Raw genomic sequence first — 16,854 nt, forward strand, 5'->3', positions numbered from 1 at the left:
CTGTTTTTTGTGCCCAAAGCCTGATTTTTCCGAAAAAGATATTCATGATTTATGTCCTGATTGTGGAAATAAATATGGCTTTCCACTGGAAAGACTTCCTACGTCTATTGGCCAATATAAAATTTTGGCGTCGCTCCAGCGTGGCTTTTACGGAGCTACATACGTTGCCGAAAAAAATAGGGCCTTTGAAAAATAAATTCGTGCTGAAGCTCATCCCTGTAAAAATGTATGAGATATTTGGCAAAAGTTTTGAGAGCGAATGTACATCGCATAGCGAAGTGGCTGAGAATGCTGAACACGTCGTTAGAATTATCGATATGTTCGATGCTTCGGTCGATTTCGAAGGTTTATTAGTTCTGTGTCATGTGGCAGTGCTTGAGTATATTGAGGGCAAAATGCTCGGGGATTACATCCGGGGATCAGTACCACTCTCAGCGGCGGCTGCGGCGCAAATATCGGCGGATTTGTTTCGCATTAAGGGGGAGCTTGAGCAACATCTAAGTAATCATAATGACCTGCACGCCGATAACATTATGATCGAGCAATTGTCCCGTGGCAGATATAGGCAGGGGGCAATGGATCCGACTATTCGCGCCGTTGCGATTGATTTGGGATCATTGGGTGGAGACCGGCGTTCCGATGATACCCATTTTGGTGATTTGCACTGGATTGGAGTGCACATCCAAAAAATGGTGGAACGCCTGCTATCAAATTTGGATTCTATTACCGATCTCGATGCACGAATTTCGCATGCACTCCAGTTAATTGCCAGCGCGATCTCTCCCAAGGCTGAACATCAGCGTACGCCGGCCGCTGCGGATTTCATAAAGCTTATCGAAGCGGAATACTTTAAGACTTCTGAGCCTTGGCGACCATGGCGAGAGCAATTAAAGCTACGTACATTCGGCGCCTCATATAACGCTCAGACTCTCGACGCGTGGCATGTTCCGCAGCTTCTCGTCGATCCGGATGGGGCCTGGCTTGCCAGGATCAGTGCCCCTGGCCCGCTGATCGTTACCGGGATGCGCGGGTGCGGCAAGACGCTTCTGCTTAGGGCTATGCAATTCCACGCACGTGCGGCACGGCAATCGGACGAACAGGATGCGGCGGTTTTAACCCGCGTGAAACGGGACAATTATGTGGGATTGTTCGTCTCGGCACAACGTCTTTTAAGTATTGAGACTGCCGGAGATCCAGAGCATAAGAATTCTTTTGCCAGATTATTCGTTGCTTACGGCCTGGAAGCTGCACGTGCGCTTGCTCATTTGTCTGATCTTGATTCCTCTTATGTTCCGGACGGCGGATATATCGCCATTGCTGACGCGATAGTGGAAAATTTAAGTCCTAGGCCGGAGGTTCCGGAAATATTAACTATTGAACAACTTGAAAGATATCTAATAAAGTTAGTAATACTTGTTGGGCGGTCGGATGACACGACGGAATTGGCTTCGCATCCGGGTAATGCCTTTCCGCAGTTGGCTGACGCGATTAGAAAGTCATCAGCTTTATGGTCTGATGCTCAGATACTTTTTCTACTTGATGATGTTTCCACCAGATATATTGCTGCCGACCGAATCGAAGTGCTGCTATCGGCGCTTATATTCCAAAATCCACTATGTGCTTTTAAGATAACGTCCGAGGCGCAGACAATATTTTTGAGCTTAAAATCACCGGGGCAGGTAAACCCTGCCGCTGCCGCTCGTGATTTCGAGACGTTTGATCTGGGAGCGGATGTCCATGGGCGTCTGCGAGATCATCATGTCGGTAAGCGTTTTGTCGAAGATATTTTGAATATGAGGGCGAAATTTTACGCGAGCCATCCAAAGGCAAAGCCCTCGCAAATATTGGGAGACCTTTCGTACGAGGACATAGCGAGAACTATTGCGCTGACATCCAAGGCATCGGGAGATCGGAAAACTGTTTATCATGGCATCACTGCATTAACGGGGATGTGCGTAGGCGATATTGGCAGTGTTATCAGTTTATATGAGGACATGCTCAATCGGGCGGAAGGCAAGTTTCCGATTTCGGCAAAGGTTCAATCGGACGCCTTTCAGGATTTTTGTTCTCGACATCTATACCTCTTGGACCGTCGCGGAAGTCATTTGAAGGATTTTGCGAAAGCGTTCGCTGAGGCGGCTCACGAACTTCTAGTTCAATCGGCGCGAAAGAAAACGGCTTCTAAGCCTCGTCTCCGCCAATATGCTTCCATTTACGTCAGAGTGACGACTGGCGATTTTTCAGAGCAGATGAAAATTCTTCGTGAACTGGTCGATGCCGGCGTATTTGTATTTACTGGCGGAGCACCAAGAACTAAGACCCGCGACTCCAATCCGACTCAACAGTTCAAGCTGACCTATCGCAAGATATACGGGCTCGTGAATTTTATCGGTCTGGCAGAGCGCGATAGATTTGAGCTGTCTGGCGCGGATTTGGAGGAGTGGTTGCGGGCGCCTACAACGGGCAAAGCAATTCTTATGAGAAACCTCAATAATGATCCAGATGACGACATGGGAGAAGAGCCGGGAGATATCGGAACGGATTTGACTGCGAAATCGGGCAAACGACAGGCGAGTGAGCAGCCATTTCTGGAATTTTTCGAAATTTCAAATGAGAAAATCATGGACGCGACACCGGCGGATCGGGTCTCGTTAAGTGGTGCTCATCTGCCTTTGCCCACCATTTCTTCGCAATCGCTTGATGATACAGCAGGCCAAAAAATCGAAACCTTAGTCATAGGCCTTGGTTTTGAAGATAGAGCATTTGCTTCTGTTGATAGGATTCTCGCAACGAGCAAGCCAAATCGGATTTTGGCCATATCATACAAAGTCGAGGGGAAGACGAAGGAAATTGTTGATTTAATAAAAAAACGTAAAGTCCCACTTGATATAATCACGTACGAAAATGCAATAAAGCATGAATTCCCTCGGTTGGGTGAGAATGTTTATGTAGATATAACCGCACTAGCGAAGCCAGCATTATTCGGGTTTGTCAGATCTTCACTCAGGGAATCTCGAAAAATTTGTATCATATATACCGAAGCGGACCGTTATTACCCCTTGGACGACGAGTTGGTTCCCATTTTGGAGGCCGAGGAGAAGGCAAATCATCACGAGCTTCTTCAGTCATTGAAAAATGTTTTGATGGGGGAGGTCGGCCCCTACAAGCTAATGCCGCTTTTGAAAACTGAGTCCGACGGTACGCGCATGAGAAGTTTGTGTGCGTTCGCCTCCTCTAAGCATGAGCGGCTGCTCCACCTCGCCGAGGTAGGAGATTATGACCAAATGGATATATTAGTAGATAACGGAGTTTCACCGCGCACTAGAATCGCTCAACTGGTGGCAGAGGTAGCGGCTCGTGAAAATCCAAACGCGACAGTTTCGAAATACCCATTTAATGACTTGTCGGGGCACCTTGAAGCACTTACCCGTCGCTATGAAAATTGGTTTCTGCGAGATGGTCTCAATTTTGAAGTCGGACTGACGGGTAACAAAATACAGGCCGTTGCGGCGGCAACGTTGAGTGCGGCTTTCCATCTTAATCAAGTTTGGTATGTCGCCCCGGAACAATTCGACTCTCAACGGTTCACGACTGGCGCAGGCGTTACACATTGCTTTACCATCGAATTGGCGCAAAGCGGTCAATAAGATTTAAGAGTGGTTTTGCGAGAGCAGATTTTTAAAAACTAAGCGCTGTTTTTCATATTCCGTCTAAGCGCGGGTCTGCTAAGGGCTGCGGTAAGTTGTATGGACGCGGGCTTTGGCTGCACATGTAAGGTATTTTCTGCATCTGACCCTACTTGGTTGTCCTAAATGAGCGGCATTTCTTCGTTATGATGATACACCTCGACAATTTGAGAGTGCTTGATCCGAAACTGGCTACGTCTTTTCATTGTCGGGTGCTCTGACGATGCGTTCTCTATTTTGACGGCGGGGTCGTAATAGATTTTTCCTTCGGCAAGAGCCCTCATAAACAAGATGAAATCGGTTTGCTCGCATAGAAGCGCCTTGGCACCAAAGGCATATTCCGGTGGAGGTTCGCGGAAAAGGCAGGGCAGATACGCGGCTTGGGCGTGCTTTCGGTTCCAATGCTGCATAATACCCTTGAAGCTCCAGGATGCTGCTGTCTCGTCATTGCGTGAAATGAGATTGATGCTCCCGTCCATGTCTGTAATCTTGCCGGTCTGTACGTCGTAGCCGTCGAGGGTCATTTTCAGGCCCGTGTCAGCGTGGAAGTCTTTGTCGCACGTGTAGATACCGCCGAAATTAAACCGATCAGCCTTGCCGCTCTTGTCGGCATATCCAAACCGGCGCAGAAATTCTGCCACACCTTCGTCTTTGTAGGTGCCCCCATTTGGCTCGGGCGTCATAAGTGTCACGGGGGTCTTGGCGCGATAAGTCTGAAAATCGGTGACACTGTATTGTTTGATTTCCCATCCCATGAAATCAGGTTCCGAGTAACCGTTGGGCGATATGCCAAGTTCAGCTTCCAGAGTATAGCCACCGGCATTCCTGGCCGCGTAGGGCAGCTTTTTGCCGTCTCTGCTTAATTTCTGCGATGCAATCCATTTGAGCGCGTGTATCCGTCGAAGCTCGGCCAGCAATATCGATTTTGGATTTTGTGTGACGTCCGCGCTTGCTGGCAGTTCCAGAAAGACGCCAAGGCTTTCCCACTGGCGGCTGTTGAGTTCCACGGCTACTGGGCTGTCGGCCTTGATGGCAAAGCCAAGAACTTCCCGCCGGGCTGTCACGCCAATGAATAGAATACGGCCGGGGTCGCGGATGCGCATGATTTCATTTGGCGCCTGCTTGCAGCGCTTTAAAAAGCCCGACATCCGGACTTCAGGATACTTAGGATACAGGATGAGCTGGGCCTCGGGGGCAGGGTGCTTTCCATCCTGATCCACCCAGAAGAAATTCAGGCTCGCTTTGCCGCGGTCGCGAACACTTCCTGCGGCTTCTTCGCTATCTGTGTAGATGTCGTTGTGTGGTATAATGTTGAGGGCTGAAAAGTCGCCACCGAGGTAGACCTGGTTCTTAGAATTGTCGTTTGGCGACAGTTTCTTCGCATATATTCTCGTCGCTCCATGGTGGAGCATGAGGCCCAAAAGCTGGGAAAGTGAATCAACCAAGATCTGAGCCCCGGATATTTATTGAATCGTTTCCGAACCTTAGCCATTCAGCCAGAAGCTGTACAGCTTTCTGATCTGCAAGTCGGGTGCGGCCTTTCAACGCGCATTCCCATACCGTCGCGACGCGCCAGCCCATGTCCGACAGCGAGCGCAGGTTTCGCACGTCGTTTTCTGCGTTGCGGCCAATCTTTGCACGCCAGAATTCCTGACGCGTGCCTGGCCATTTGAACATATGGCAATCGTGCAAATGCCAGAAGCAGCCATTAACGAAGACGACAGCGCGATACCTGGGAAACACCAGATCGGGCTTGCCTGGCAAGCTTCTGTCATGAAGTTTGTATCTGAACCCGAGGCTGTGGAGGGCCTTGCGAATTTGCAGTTCCGGTTTGGTGTCATGACCTTTGATCGCGGCCATGTTACGGCTGCGCGTTCCGATGTCATGAACGTCAGTCAATTTCAGACAGCCTCTTTGTACTGCTGCTGTTGGGCGCTCAGCAGAGCCTGGATGTGAGGCTGCATAATACGCGCGACCTCGCAAAAGACCGGCACGGCTACTGAGTTCCCGAATTGCTTGTACGCCTGGGTGTCGGACACGGGGATGCGGAAGTCATCGCTATAACCCATCAGTCGGGCGCATTCACGAGGCGTCAGGCGCCTTGGATTTTTGCCGGCTCCCCGATCAATCAGTATTTCCGACCCGTCCTTGTAGTAGCGAGCGGAGAGTGTGCGGGCGACATCATCGCGGCCGACCAGCCCGAAACCAAATCCATTGCCGGCGGCCTTGTGCTTCGCGGCATACCCCTGCAGGTATGCCCAAAGCTTGTCAGTGAGCGTGTACTTATCGTTCACCCCGGCCGCAGGGCCAGTCGTGTAGGGTTCTTCCGTATCTTCCGTCGCATCTTCCGGGTGAAGAATACCGCCCAACCGCTGCGTGCTTTTGGAAGGCAGGTTCAGATCGTCCCAGTCAAAGGGCACATTCTCTCTGAAACCCACGATGACAATCCGTTCGCGATGTTGGGGGACAAAGTGATTGGCATCGATGACCTTGTGCCAGACATGATACCCCAACTCTTCACGGAGGGTCTTCATGATGACCTCGAAAGTACGCCCTTTGTCATGGCTCTTCAGGTTTTTGACATTCTCAAGCATAAAGGCGGCGGGGCGCTTGTCGTTCAGGATACGTGCAACGTCGAAGAACAGGGTGCCCTGCGCTTCGTCAAGAAAGCCGTGGCTGCGACCTAATGAGTTCTTCTTGGAGACGCCGGCTATTGAAAAAGGCTGGCATGGGAAGCCGGCGATCAGAACATCATGATCCGGAATCTCCGCCGTCTGAATTTGCGTGATGTCCCCATTTATTGGGTGATTGTCCCGAAAATTGGTTGCGTAAGTATGTTGAGCATATTTGTTCCACTCTGACGTAAATACACAATGGCCGCCAATTGAGTCGAAGCCTCTGCGAAGTCCGCCGATTCCGGCAAACAAATCGATGAACGTGAAGCGGCTATTAAGTGCTGTAACGTTCGAAGGACTCTGGATCATGCTCTTCAGAAGGGTCAGTACGCCCTCGCGTGGTGGCTGTTCGCCTTTCTCCCAGCGATAGACTTGTCTGGGGCTATATCCCAGCTTTTCAGCGAGTGCTTCGATCGTTATGCCCGCCTGAATCCGGAGAGAAGAGAAGTCCTGATTTTGCATTGAGCACCTTGTCGCTGGGAATAATTTTGACACGGTGTCGTTATTTGCCCCAGATATCAAGCGTGATTTCACCTTGCGAACGAAAAATATTCCTGTTCTGTTCCGCATCACCGGCAAACAGAAGACGTGTCTGCCCAGCCATCGATAGGCGAGGTTTGGATGCGAGAAACTGACAGAATGAATCGGGTGCGCCATTTGCACACGTCCGGGGACGAGGTACAAAAAGTAAGAAGAAAGGGGATTTGTGGCCTGGTCTCCTTATCGTGGCTATGGTATTGTTCAGACGGTAATCTTGCCAATTGAACTGCCGGGTTTGCGCGGTATTCAGGCTAATGAAATCTACTTCAAAGGTGTTGATATGAGTGTTTCAGTAGACATCGCGGATCGTCTTTACGACTACACCGATGAAGAAAAGGCTGCGGAAGCCGTGTCGGCGTTTCAGGTCGAGAATGGTCTAAGCGACGAAGAGATTGTTGCCCTTTGGGATGCGGAAGCGGACCCAAGGAGAGGCGAGCTTGAGCGACGCATTTTCGATGCCGTGGACGCAAATGGCAGTGCCCGACGGGCGCAGGAATCGGTGCCCGGCGGCGTCGCCCTATTTGTCGAAGCCGCGTAACGGCGGTGCCCTTGTTCGGCTGAAGTTAGTTGTCACCGGATGGACGCTCCCGCAGGATATAGTGGCCGTTTCGCTTAGCGCCGCGGTAACTCACCAGTTTGCGGTTTTGTAACCCGGCGATGTCGCGCCGGGCTGTCCGAATATTGATATCCCATTTATCCGCAATGCTCACGGCATCGGTGCGAGGCGCCTGTCTCAGTTCTGATAGAAACCAGGTCTGTCGAGCGTTGAGTGAGTTTATTGTGACATTTATTGTGCCATCCGCGACGACGGGTTTATGTGCATTCGGTTCGTCCTGAAAAGCCGCCTTTTCGGGAGTCCTTTTGGGGGAAAGAGTTGAAACGCATCCCAAAGATCCTCGCCGCCGATCTGCATCAGAACGAGCCGTAAAATGCCCGGAGATGATCTGGCCAGCACAAGTAAGTGTCTGGAAGAAGGGACATTTTTAGCCTGATACCAGTTGGTGACGGTGTTGAGGTTTGCGGTGGTGATATGACCGATCTGCTTGATGGCCGATGCCATATCCCCGAAGTCTTCGCGGAGGGCTTTTGCGACGATTCTGGCAAGCTCACGATCAGAGGAAACGTTTGATTTTGCTCCCAAAACTCGCCCTGTTTTTGCAAGCGACAAGCCGTCCCCTCCCGCGTTAGAAATCCCCGCAGCCTCAGAAGGGGCGGTAACTGCTAACGCCTTCGGGAACGGGATTGATGAGCGTGGGAATGACAATCGGAAGTGACGAAACCTCCAGTCGGAAGCGCGGCGCCATGTACGTCCGCATGTCTACCGATCACCAGAAATACTCGACAGAAAACCAGGCCGATGCGATCCGTGAGTACGCTACCCGGTTTGCGATCGATATCGTCCGGACATATACCGACTCCGGCAAGAGCGGTCTTAGCATTGACGGGCGGGAGGCCTTACAGAGCCTGATTGCTGATGTTCAAAACGGTAGTGCGGATTTTTCCACAATCCTGGTTCTGGACGTCACGCGCTGGGGCAGGTTTCAGGACGCCGACGAGAGCGCCTATTACGAATATATCTGCCGGCGGGCGGGCATCGATGTTCACTATGTTGCAGAGCAGTTCGAGAATGACGGAAGCCCGGTTTCAACGATCGTCAAGGGCGTTAAGCGCGCCATGGCGGGCGAGTATAGCCGCGAGCTGTCCGGAAAAGTTTTTGCCGGTCAGTGCCGCCTCATCGAACTTGGGTTCCGTCAGGGCGGCCCGGCGGGCTTCGGATTGCGACGGGTATTGCTTGACGAGCAACGCAACCCTAAAGGCGAACTGAAACGTGGTGAGCACAAATCGCTGCAAACCGATCGTGTTGTGCTCGTGGCCGGCCCGGAAGATGAGGTTTCAACCGTACAGTGGATATATAAGGCCTTTACCGAGGAGGGGCTTAGGGAATCCGAAATAGCCGCACGCCTCAACCTTCGTACCGTAAAAACCGACCTTGGCCGCAACTGGACGCGGGGCGTCGTCCATGGAATTCTCACCAACGAAAAATATATCGGCAACAATGTTTTCAATCGACGGTCATTCAAGCTGAAGAAACGCCGGGTGGAGAATAGCCCGGAAATGTGGGTTCGCGCCGACGGCGTCTTTGAAGCGATCGTCGAACCGCGCCATTTCTACACAGCACAGGGCATCATTCGCGAGAGAAACCGGAAATTCTCGGACGCAGATATGCTTACAAAGCTCAAGGCTCTCCACGAACGGCAGGGATGGCTGTCCGGAATTCTTATCGATGAAACTGACGATATGCCATCCAGCGCCGTTTATGCGTATCGCTTCGGCGGGCTCACACAAGCTTATAAGCTTATTGGTTACGATCCGGGGCGCGATCTGACCTTCATTGAAGACAACCGCCATATCCGCCAGATGCACCCCGAAATTGTTGCCAATGTCCTAAGTCAGATCGGACAGTTGGGCGGCAAGGTGCGAGTCGATGAAGAAACGGACTTTCTTGTCGTCAACGAAGAGATCAAAGCGTCACTGGTCATCAGCCGTTGTGGGCAGGCGCCGAATGGCAAAAATCGCTGGCAAATCAGGTTCGACGCCGGCCTAATGCCCGACATCACAATTGTTGTTCGGATGGCGGCCAACAACCGGGACGTATTCGACTATTACCTCATCCCGGCGATCGACGTTGAAGACCCAAAAATCCGACTGTCCGATAACAATCACCTCGCGCTCGATGCCTATCGTTTCGATGACCTCGAAGCGTTCTTCCTGATGGCTGAGAGGGCAGACCTGCCGGTGCCGGCATGAGTGGTGCCAAAGGACTGCGCGTGGGCGAGATCGCACGTATCCCCATCGACCGGATCAACATCCTTAATCCGCGGGCGCGCAATCAGAAGATCTTCTTTGATATGGCGACCAATATGACTCAGGTGGGCATGAAGCGTCCCATCATGGTCACAGCATGTCGTTCCGGTGCCACTGACAAGGGCTATGACCTGATCTGTGGTCAGGGGCGTCTCGAAGCCTTCCTCGCCTGTGGTCAAACAGAAATTCCGGCCATGATAATCGATGCGACTGAAGAGCAGGCTCTCATTATGAGCCTGGTCGAAAATCTGGCGCGCCGTCAGCACCGCTCTGCGGACATCCTTCAGGGCGTCGAGATTTTGTCCAGGCAGGGTTATGACGCCGCAGCGATCGGCAGGAAAACGGGCATGTCCACTGACTATGTGGATGGTATTCTCAATCTGATGGCCAAAGGCGAGCAACGACTGCTGACAGCGGTCGAAAGCGGCCAGATACCCATGTACCTAGCCATACGTATCGCGGAAGGACCTGAGGAAGAGCAGCAGGCATTACAGGAAGCCTACGAATCCAATCAGCTACGGGGTAATCGACTGCTTCTTGCGAAGAAGCTCATGGATACCCGCCGAAGACGGGGGAAGGCCTACACCGGCGAGAAACGCACGGGGCGGGAAAAAAGCGAAAAGGCACTATCGGTTCAGGATGTCATGAAGGTGTTCCAGCGCGAACTGGACCGAAAAAGGCTACTGACGAAAAAGGCCGATGTGGCAGCAACCCGGCTTACATTCGTCACCGAGGCATTGCGGGAGCTGACGCAGGATGAGCATTTCTGCACGCTGCTCCGGGCGGAGGGCCTTAGCACCCTGCCAAAGCCATTGGCGGCACTCATGTCGGAGCGAGGTGGCCTGCATGGCTTCTAAGCGGGGAGGCGGACCTAAATTGCCGCAGGTGTCCATCGAAGCCAGTTTCGATGATCGCACGGTGGATATCGATATCGATCAGATCATCATGACAAAGGTTCTGGACCCGAAAGTTTTCAAAAGCCATAAATATAAGCAGATAGTCGCTTCCACCCGCGCGGTCGGTATTATCGAGCCGCCGGCGGTTTTCGTCCGCTGCCGGCATGGCCGGGCGCTATTTTTTGAGGGACGGACATCTTCGCCTTCATGCTCTGAAAGAACTCGGCGAGCAAACCGTGACCTGCCTTGTTGCGTCAGACGACGAAAGCTTCACCTATAACAAACACATCAATCGCATTGCGCCGATCCAGGAACATAAGATGATCCGACGGGCCATCGAGCGCGGAGTATCGGAAGAAAAGTTAGCTGAAGCCCTGAATCTCGATGTTCGGCGCATTATTGAAAAGCGGGACATGCTTGAAGGCATTTGCCCGGAAGCCGTTGAGCTGCTGAAAGACCAGTTCATTGCCCCTAAGACCTTCCCTGTTCTGAGGAAAATGAAACCTGTCAGGCAGATTGAGGCAGTGACCCTGATGAACGACGCAGGCGTCTATACAAAGTCCTATGCAATGGCACTTCTGGCTGCCACGCCCAAGGCTCAGCTTGTCCATCCGGAGCGGCCAAAGAAAATTAAGGGCCTGGACGAGGACCAGATGGGCCGCATGGAAACGGAGATGGACAGCCTTCAACGGGAATACCGGCTGATTGAGGACAGCTACGGAAAGGATGTTCTTCATCTCACCCTTGCGAAGGGCTATCTCGGAACCCTGCTTAACAACGCACGCATCGTCCGGTATCTTTCGCAACACCAGCCGGAAATCCTGCGGCAGTTTCAGCAGGTGGCGGACATGACAAGCCTGAAGCCATCCGCAGACGACCAGGCCTGACCCGTATTCGGTCCGTAATCAGACGATTCTTTAGAAGGTGATTTTCCGAAAATCCCTGCTCGGCAACGCGAATCGACCGACAACTAATTCGATAGACAACCTGTTTCTTCGGCCTTAAGTTGGCTTTGCGTTTCTTTCGCAATTCCGGGGCGGTTAGTAACAAGTCAAGGCAATAAGGAGTGTTGCCATGCCAATACCCCAGTCAGGGCACTATTTCGAAGACTTTGTCGAGTTGACCGGTAGCGTGCATTCGCGTGAGCATTTGTTCGAGATCTTCACCCGAGTCATGATGTTCCATGGTTTCGACCGTCTCAACTTCTCAATAAGGCACGATGACGATATAGCTGAACGTGACCAAGGCTTTGGCATCATAAGCACTTACCCGACAGAATGGCAGGCGCACTATAACGACCGGGATCTGGCAAGAATCGATCCCGTTCTGCGGTGCGCTTCGAGCAGCTTCAGGCCGTTCAGATGGCGCGATCTCGAAAGGCGGATGCCGCTATCAGACAGGCAAGTCAGATTTCTCGGTCAGGCGGAAGCGGCGGGCCTTCGTAACGGCGTTGGCATCCCATTTAGTGGCCCAAGGATGCAAATCGCAGGCGTCGCCCTGGCAACGTCATCGTCGGGGACTGGCCACCTGAAAAATCTCGATCTTCTGGCGGCGTTCTGCAACCAGTTCTACGTGGCATTCAAGCGCCTGGCCGGCCGGCAGCACATACTGCAACCGGCCCTGAGCACACTGTCCCTGCGTGAGGCTGAAATTCTGGTCTGGATCGCCAGAGGTCGCACGGACGATCAGATCGCCTTGCTGCTGGATATCAGCGTCAATACAGTCGATTTTCATGTTCGCAATATATTTCGGAAACTTGACGTCAATTCACGGGTAGCGGCGGTCGCTATAGCGATGAGTTTTGGTATGATTGAACTCTGACACTACGCTTTCGCGTAGTGGTATATGGTTAATTTTTCTGATGATCTTGTATCTCCAGTGCAGGGGACCATCAGATGCTTAAAGCCATATCCTACAAAGATATAACGAAACACGGCAGCTTATTCATCAGTCAGTTTCAGCTCCGGCACCGGGAATTTATCGAACGTCAGCAATACGACGTCAAAACGCTCGACGGCATGGAGTTCGACGAATACGACACGCTCGCATCGGTCTACCTCGTCTACTCCGAGGATGGAAAGGCCGTTCTCGGGAGCAGCCGCCTGACGCCAATCAGCTACGGATGTATGCTTGCTGATCATTTTGCCGAGCTGGTCGATGACAGGACCATTTTCGACGCTGAAAACGTGTGGGAAGGAACCCGGTTCTGTATTGACCGGCGCCTGCCCGCCGAGAAAAGGCTGAACATCTGTCATCATATCTGTGCTGGCTATCTGGAATACGGCCTGGCTCATGGCATCGACAGGATCATCGGCCTGATGCCGACTCTTATTCTTCGGTCAGTCTTCGAGCGATCGGGTATTCATCTTGACCGGCTGGGCGCCGCCAGGCAAATCGGTGCGCACTCGAAGATACAGGCAGCGTCCATCCCGGTAAGGACGGAACAACTGGACGGAATTTTCAGAGCCACGGGTATGTCCCGGAGCCTCCAGCCTTTGGTTACGGTGGAGAGTAGGGATGTCGCATAGACCCAATGGCGCGGGACCGGAGACGGCAAATATTTCGGCTGACCGTGACCTGGCGACGGAGCAGGCAATCGATGCGCTGGACTATCTACGCATCCAGATGCGCCGCGCCGGGCTGCCGGATTGTGCGGATGTCCTGGATGAGGCCTTTGTCATGTGCCTGCGGGCCTATGTGGCCCACAAGCGTGCCGCTCTCGCCCGTTCGCCGGAGGGAGCGTTGGCTGAGACCATCAATTAGGTGTCCGGTATTGGCCGGGCGCGCAGGTGATTGCGCACGAGCAGCCAATACAGGCAACCGGGAATGAGTGGCGTTGGTACGAAGCGGGCAGAATGCCTGCGGGAGATTGCGGGATGGGCCGAGAGCGATACAGGTCAGAAAGACCTGAAGAGTGTTGGCGGGACAACGCCCATTACGAGAACCTGATCATGTCTGACCGGAGGCACTGGGCCTGGCTATGGCTAAAGCGGAACCACAATTTTCAGATCGAGGCTTCCGCGATTGCCGCGGCGGCCAGGTGGCAACCCGTCGGGCAAGACGGCAGCCTCCTGATCGGTCAGGGTTTGAACGACCTTTTTCTCACGGGGTATTTGTACATGCTGACGGCTTGGGCGAAGAGCGTCAGGATGAGAGGATTTTCTGGCAATCGGACGTGGACCCGTCTGTTGTGATTGTCGATGCCGAACCGATACCCTCACAGCACGAGGATGCTTTTGACATCGCCCATTTCTACGGACAGGCGGACGTTCTGACCGACTCCACGGGCCGGGAATTCTTGCTACTCACCGACGGCGCGCGCCACATCCAGCTTGAGATCAGGTCGGGAAGTGTCGTCGCCGGCCCGGTTCAGCTTCATTACGACATTGCGGGCTTCGTGAAAATGGAGGCGAAGGTCGGCACGCTTTTGAGACTGAATGCTCTCCGCCGCCTGGGGCGCATTCCGAATGCGCTGTGTCCGCAGGAAACGGGCGCGCGAAAATGGGCGAAAGCGCTTCAGGCCTATGATGGCATGGTGGCGGGCGCGAGCCATAGGGAGATCGCCGCGGTGATTTTCTCTCCGAAGCTTGTCGCCGATGAATGGAACGGACGATCCGATTTTCTCCGGCTTCGCGTTCAACGTTTGTTGCGTTACGGCCGCGATATGGTGGCCGGCGGGTATCGAAAGCTGCTGAATTAAGATGTCAGCACGGACCGTTATAGCCGAGCTGTTACGACGGATGGCAAGTGCCACGGCAGGCGTCAGGCGCGATGTCTTTGCAGGCATATGTCTCGAAGCGATGGAGATCGTGCTTTCAACAGGCAGCCCGTGGCTACTAAAGGTACTGGTGGACACGCTGGCTGAAGGTGGCGTCAGCGGTTTTCGTCTTGCGGCCCTCGTGCTGCTGTTCGTCCTGACATGGGCCGGCGCGAGCATTATGACAATGTGGCGAATGGTATATTCTTCGCGGGTCATCGACGCCCTGACGCAGCAACTGGCCGTCGGCGCGATTCAGTCCCGGCTGCCTGAGGCAGCGAGTGCCCGTGATGGAGACAGCGGAAGGCTGCTTGGTCTGATCGAACGGCTGCCGTACAGCCTTCAGGTCGTCGTGGATGGCCTTATCTGGCGCACCCTGCCATTGCTGATCCAGCTTGTTGCCAGTCTTGCCGTGATTGCAGCGCTGATCCCCTTCCACTATGCGGCCATTCTGGCGGCGGTCCTTGCTGGATTCATTGCTGTGACCTGGCTGGGCGCGATCCGGCATGAGCGGAACGCCGGATCGGCGAATGCGGCCGCGGGTGCCGTTTCTCATCTCGTCGGAGACGTTGTGCGTAACGCACGCCGCGTTGTTCTGAACGGCGCGCTACCTATTGAAATCGCTGCCATCACCGCACAATTCGGGGCGAAGCGTCAGGCCACCGAGCGGATGATGCGTTCGCTGGTTATGACTTCGGCGTTCCAGTACGGCGTTGTCGGCCTCGGTCTGCTTCTGCTGCTGACATTGGGCGGTGTCGATGTACTGAACCATCGGATGACGATCGGTGATTTTGTATTGTTGCAGGCATATGCCTTTCGGCTCGCCCTTCCCCTCAGCGGTCTGGGTTTCACTCTCAGCCAGGCAGCGGTTTCGGTAGCCAACACCGCCGACGTTCTTGATCTCGCCCAGTCAGCGGACGAACCGGCAACGGCGCCACTTCCGGTCAAGGCGCCGGCTGGCATAACGTTGCGAAACGTCAGCTTTACCTACGGCCCAGGTCTGCCCGGCATCGAGGGTATCAGCGTCGATATCATACCCGGTTCGTTTATCGTGATTGTCGGCGCCAATGGATCAGGCAAATCAACTCTGGCTCAGCTTATGGCCGGCATTCTGGAGCCCGGCGCAGGCGAAGTCCTTATCAATGGCCAGGATATGAGCACAATACGACGGGCTGACCGCCATCGGCACATCCTGTATGTCCCGCAGTTTATAGGCCTGTTCAACCGAACTTTAGGCGAAAACGCCCAGTATCCGCCTTCGGTCCAGAGCCAAGCCGATCTGGCCTCCCTGCTGACCGAATGGCGCTTTCATGAGGCCGGGCGGCAGGTCGACTTTAGCGCTTCGGTGGGGGAGCAAGGGGAGCGGCTTTCCGGTGGACAGGTACAGAAGCTGGAACTGGCCCGGTTGGTGGGCGTCAAGGTGCCGGCAATTATACTGGACGAAAGCACGTCGGCACTTGATACGGGCAGTGAAGCCGCTGCCATTAGCTCGTTGAGGGCGGCCCACGGGTGTAGTTCGACGTTGCTTATTATCACCCATGAGCTGAACTTGGCGGAGTCGGCTGACGAAGTCCTCTTCATGTCAGCGGGGAGGCTTTTGGGCCATGGGGGGCATTCGGAACTGCTGTCGATATTACCCGAATATGCTGACCTTTGGAGCGACCAACAATTTGGAGCCGAATAACTAACCGGGGCAGCCGGCGCACTCTAAAAATTAATCTTCGGGCGATTGGTGAATCGACGTAAGATTGACCTATGATGCAAACAATTCTGACTATCGGGTCGCTTATCGGCACCCTTGCCACCGCAGTGGCCACGTTCTTTCTCTGGCGAGTAACCGGAATACTGGCCGTTGAGACTAAACGGATGGCGGATGCAGCGGCGCAGCCATTGGTCGTAGCGAACCTGATCCCAAACCAATGGGCACTGAATCACATTGATCTTATCGTGGAGAATACGGGGAACGCTACTGCGTTCGACATCGAGCTAAAATTCGACCCTCCACTTGAGAACGGAGAGGTTCGTTCATCCGACAGACCGATACCGCTACAAAACATCAGTATTTTGAAGCCGGGACAATCTCTTAGTAGCTACTTGGCCGAATTTGAAATCTATAAAGGTAAGAGCTTTAAGGTCGACGTAACTTGGAAAGTTAAACCGGTGGGTGAAGAACGCCAATTGCTGTCCTACACCTTTAATATGGCAGATTATGAGGGAATAACCAGATTAGGTTCAGCAAGCCCAACTATTCAGATTGCCGAAGAGATCAAACATATCAGGGAAGATTGGAAAAAAGTCGCGAATGGGCAGGGGAAGCTTAAAGCGGACGTTTATTCATCCTATGATCGGCAACGGGAGCGTGAGCAGAACGAAGAACGTTACCGTGAAATCCGAGAGCGCAATCAGACAAACAGCAGTTCCGACTAAGCCAGTTA

The 16,854-nt window shown here is 53.3% G+C and carries 14 protein-coding genes and 2 pseudogenes; 11 read left to right on the plus strand and 5 right to left on the minus strand.

The genetic code is table 11. The annotated features are described in order from the left end of the window. Positions 1-44: 44 nt before the first annotated feature. Positions 45-3,647 carry a hypothetical protein gene (locus NVV72_10435; protein MCR6659734.1) on the plus strand — a complete coding sequence of 1,201 codons (3,603 nt, stop codon included), beginning with the start codon at positions 45-47 and terminating at the stop codon, positions 3,645-3,647. Positions 3,648-3,808: 161 nt separating this feature from the next. Here NVV72_10435 and NVV72_10440 read toward each other — a convergent pair whose 3' ends face one another. From NVV72_10440 to NVV72_10455, 4 genes and pseudogenes are all read right to left on the minus strand, one after another. Then, the gene (locus NVV72_10440; GenBank protein ID MCR6659735.1) at positions 3,809-5,131 is read right to left on the minus strand and encodes an MvaI/BcnI restriction endonuclease family protein; all 1,323 of its coding nucleotides are present in this window, start codon (positions 5,129-5,131) and stop codon (positions 3,809-3,811) included. Further along, the gene (locus NVV72_10445; GenBank protein ID MCR6659736.1) at positions 5,124-5,585 is read right to left on the minus strand and encodes a very short patch repair endonuclease; all 462 of its coding nucleotides are present in this window, start codon (positions 5,583-5,585) and stop codon (positions 5,124-5,126) included. Before NVV72_10445 ends, NVV72_10440 begins: the two co-directional genes overlap by 8 nt. 2 nt (positions 5,586-5,587) lie before the next feature. Next, positions 5,588-6,628: pseudogene (dcm, locus tag NVV72_10450) on the minus strand (DNA (cytosine-5-)-methyltransferase). A gap of 66 nt (positions 6,629-6,694) precedes the next feature. Beyond that, positions 6,695-6,823: pseudogene (locus tag NVV72_10455) on the minus strand (helix-turn-helix domain-containing protein). Between the two features lie 244 nt (positions 6,824-7,067). Here NVV72_10455 and NVV72_10460 point away from each other — a divergent pair. Next, on the plus strand, positions 7,068-7,439 hold the full coding sequence (locus NVV72_10460; GenBank protein ID MCR6659737.1) for a hypothetical protein: 372 nt from the start codon (positions 7,068-7,070) through the stop codon (positions 7,437-7,439). Positions 7,440-7,688: 249 nt separating this feature from the next. On the opposite strand, the gene NVV72_10465 is transcribed toward NVV72_10460, so the two are convergent. Continuing rightward, positions 7,689-8,069, minus strand: coding sequence for a hypothetical protein (locus tag NVV72_10465; GenBank protein ID MCR6659738.1), 381 nt, complete (start codon positions 8,067-8,069; stop codon positions 7,689-7,691). Positions 8,070-8,203: 134 nt separating this feature from the next. On the opposite strand from NVV72_10465, the gene NVV72_10470 reads away from it, so the two are divergent. From NVV72_10470 to NVV72_10510, 9 genes are all read left to right on the plus strand, one after another. Next, entirely contained in the window at positions 8,204-9,709 is a 1,506-nt protein-coding gene (locus NVV72_10470) for a recombinase family protein (protein MCR6659739.1), read from the plus strand. Then, on the plus strand, positions 9,706-10,623 hold the full coding sequence (locus NVV72_10475) for a ParB N-terminal domain-containing protein (protein MCR6659740.1): 918 nt from the start codon (positions 9,706-9,708) through the stop codon (positions 10,621-10,623). The genes NVV72_10470 and NVV72_10475 overlap by 4 nt, the downstream gene beginning before the upstream one ends. A 203-nt stretch (positions 10,624-10,826) precedes the next feature. Continuing rightward, entirely contained in the window at positions 10,827-11,549 is a 723-nt protein-coding gene (locus NVV72_10480) for a chromosome partitioning protein ParB (GenBank protein ID MCR6659741.1), read from the plus strand. A 187-nt stretch (positions 11,550-11,736) separates the two neighbouring features. Then, on the plus strand, positions 11,737-12,483 hold the full coding sequence (locus NVV72_10485; protein ID MCR6659742.1) for a LuxR family transcriptional regulator: 747 nt from the start codon (positions 11,737-11,739) through the stop codon (positions 12,481-12,483). 74 nt (positions 12,484-12,557) lie between these two features. Continuing rightward, positions 12,558-13,190 carry a GNAT family N-acetyltransferase gene (locus tag NVV72_10490; protein ID MCR6659743.1) on the plus strand — a complete coding sequence of 211 codons (633 nt, stop codon included), beginning with the start codon at positions 12,558-12,560 and terminating at the stop codon, positions 13,188-13,190. After that, positions 13,180-13,425: a hypothetical protein gene (locus tag NVV72_10495; GenBank protein ID MCR6659744.1), complete on the plus strand. Its 246-nt coding sequence runs from the start codon at positions 13,180-13,182 to the stop codon at positions 13,423-13,425. Before NVV72_10490 ends, NVV72_10495 begins: the two co-directional genes overlap by 11 nt. A gap of 367 nt (positions 13,426-13,792) precedes the next feature. Continuing rightward, the gene (locus NVV72_10500) at positions 13,793-14,362 is read left to right on the plus strand and encodes a DUF2285 domain-containing protein (GenBank protein MCR6659745.1); all 570 of its coding nucleotides are present in this window, start codon (positions 13,793-13,795) and stop codon (positions 14,360-14,362) included. Positions 14,363-14,402: 40 nt separating this feature from the next. Continuing rightward, positions 14,403-16,103, plus strand: a complete 1,701-nt coding sequence (locus tag NVV72_10505; protein ID MCR6659746.1) for an ABC transporter ATP-binding protein/permease — start codon at positions 14,403-14,405, stop codon at positions 16,101-16,103. Between the two features lie 71 nt (positions 16,104-16,174). Continuing rightward, positions 16,175-16,846: a hypothetical protein gene (locus NVV72_10510; GenBank protein MCR6659747.1), complete on the plus strand. Its 672-nt coding sequence runs from the start codon at positions 16,175-16,177 to the stop codon at positions 16,844-16,846. Positions 16,847-16,854 lie beyond the last annotated feature (8 nt).

The organism is Asticcacaulis sp. (assembly GCA_024707255.1).
GTDB lineage: Bacteria > Pseudomonadota > Alphaproteobacteria > Caulobacterales > Caulobacteraceae > Asticcacaulis.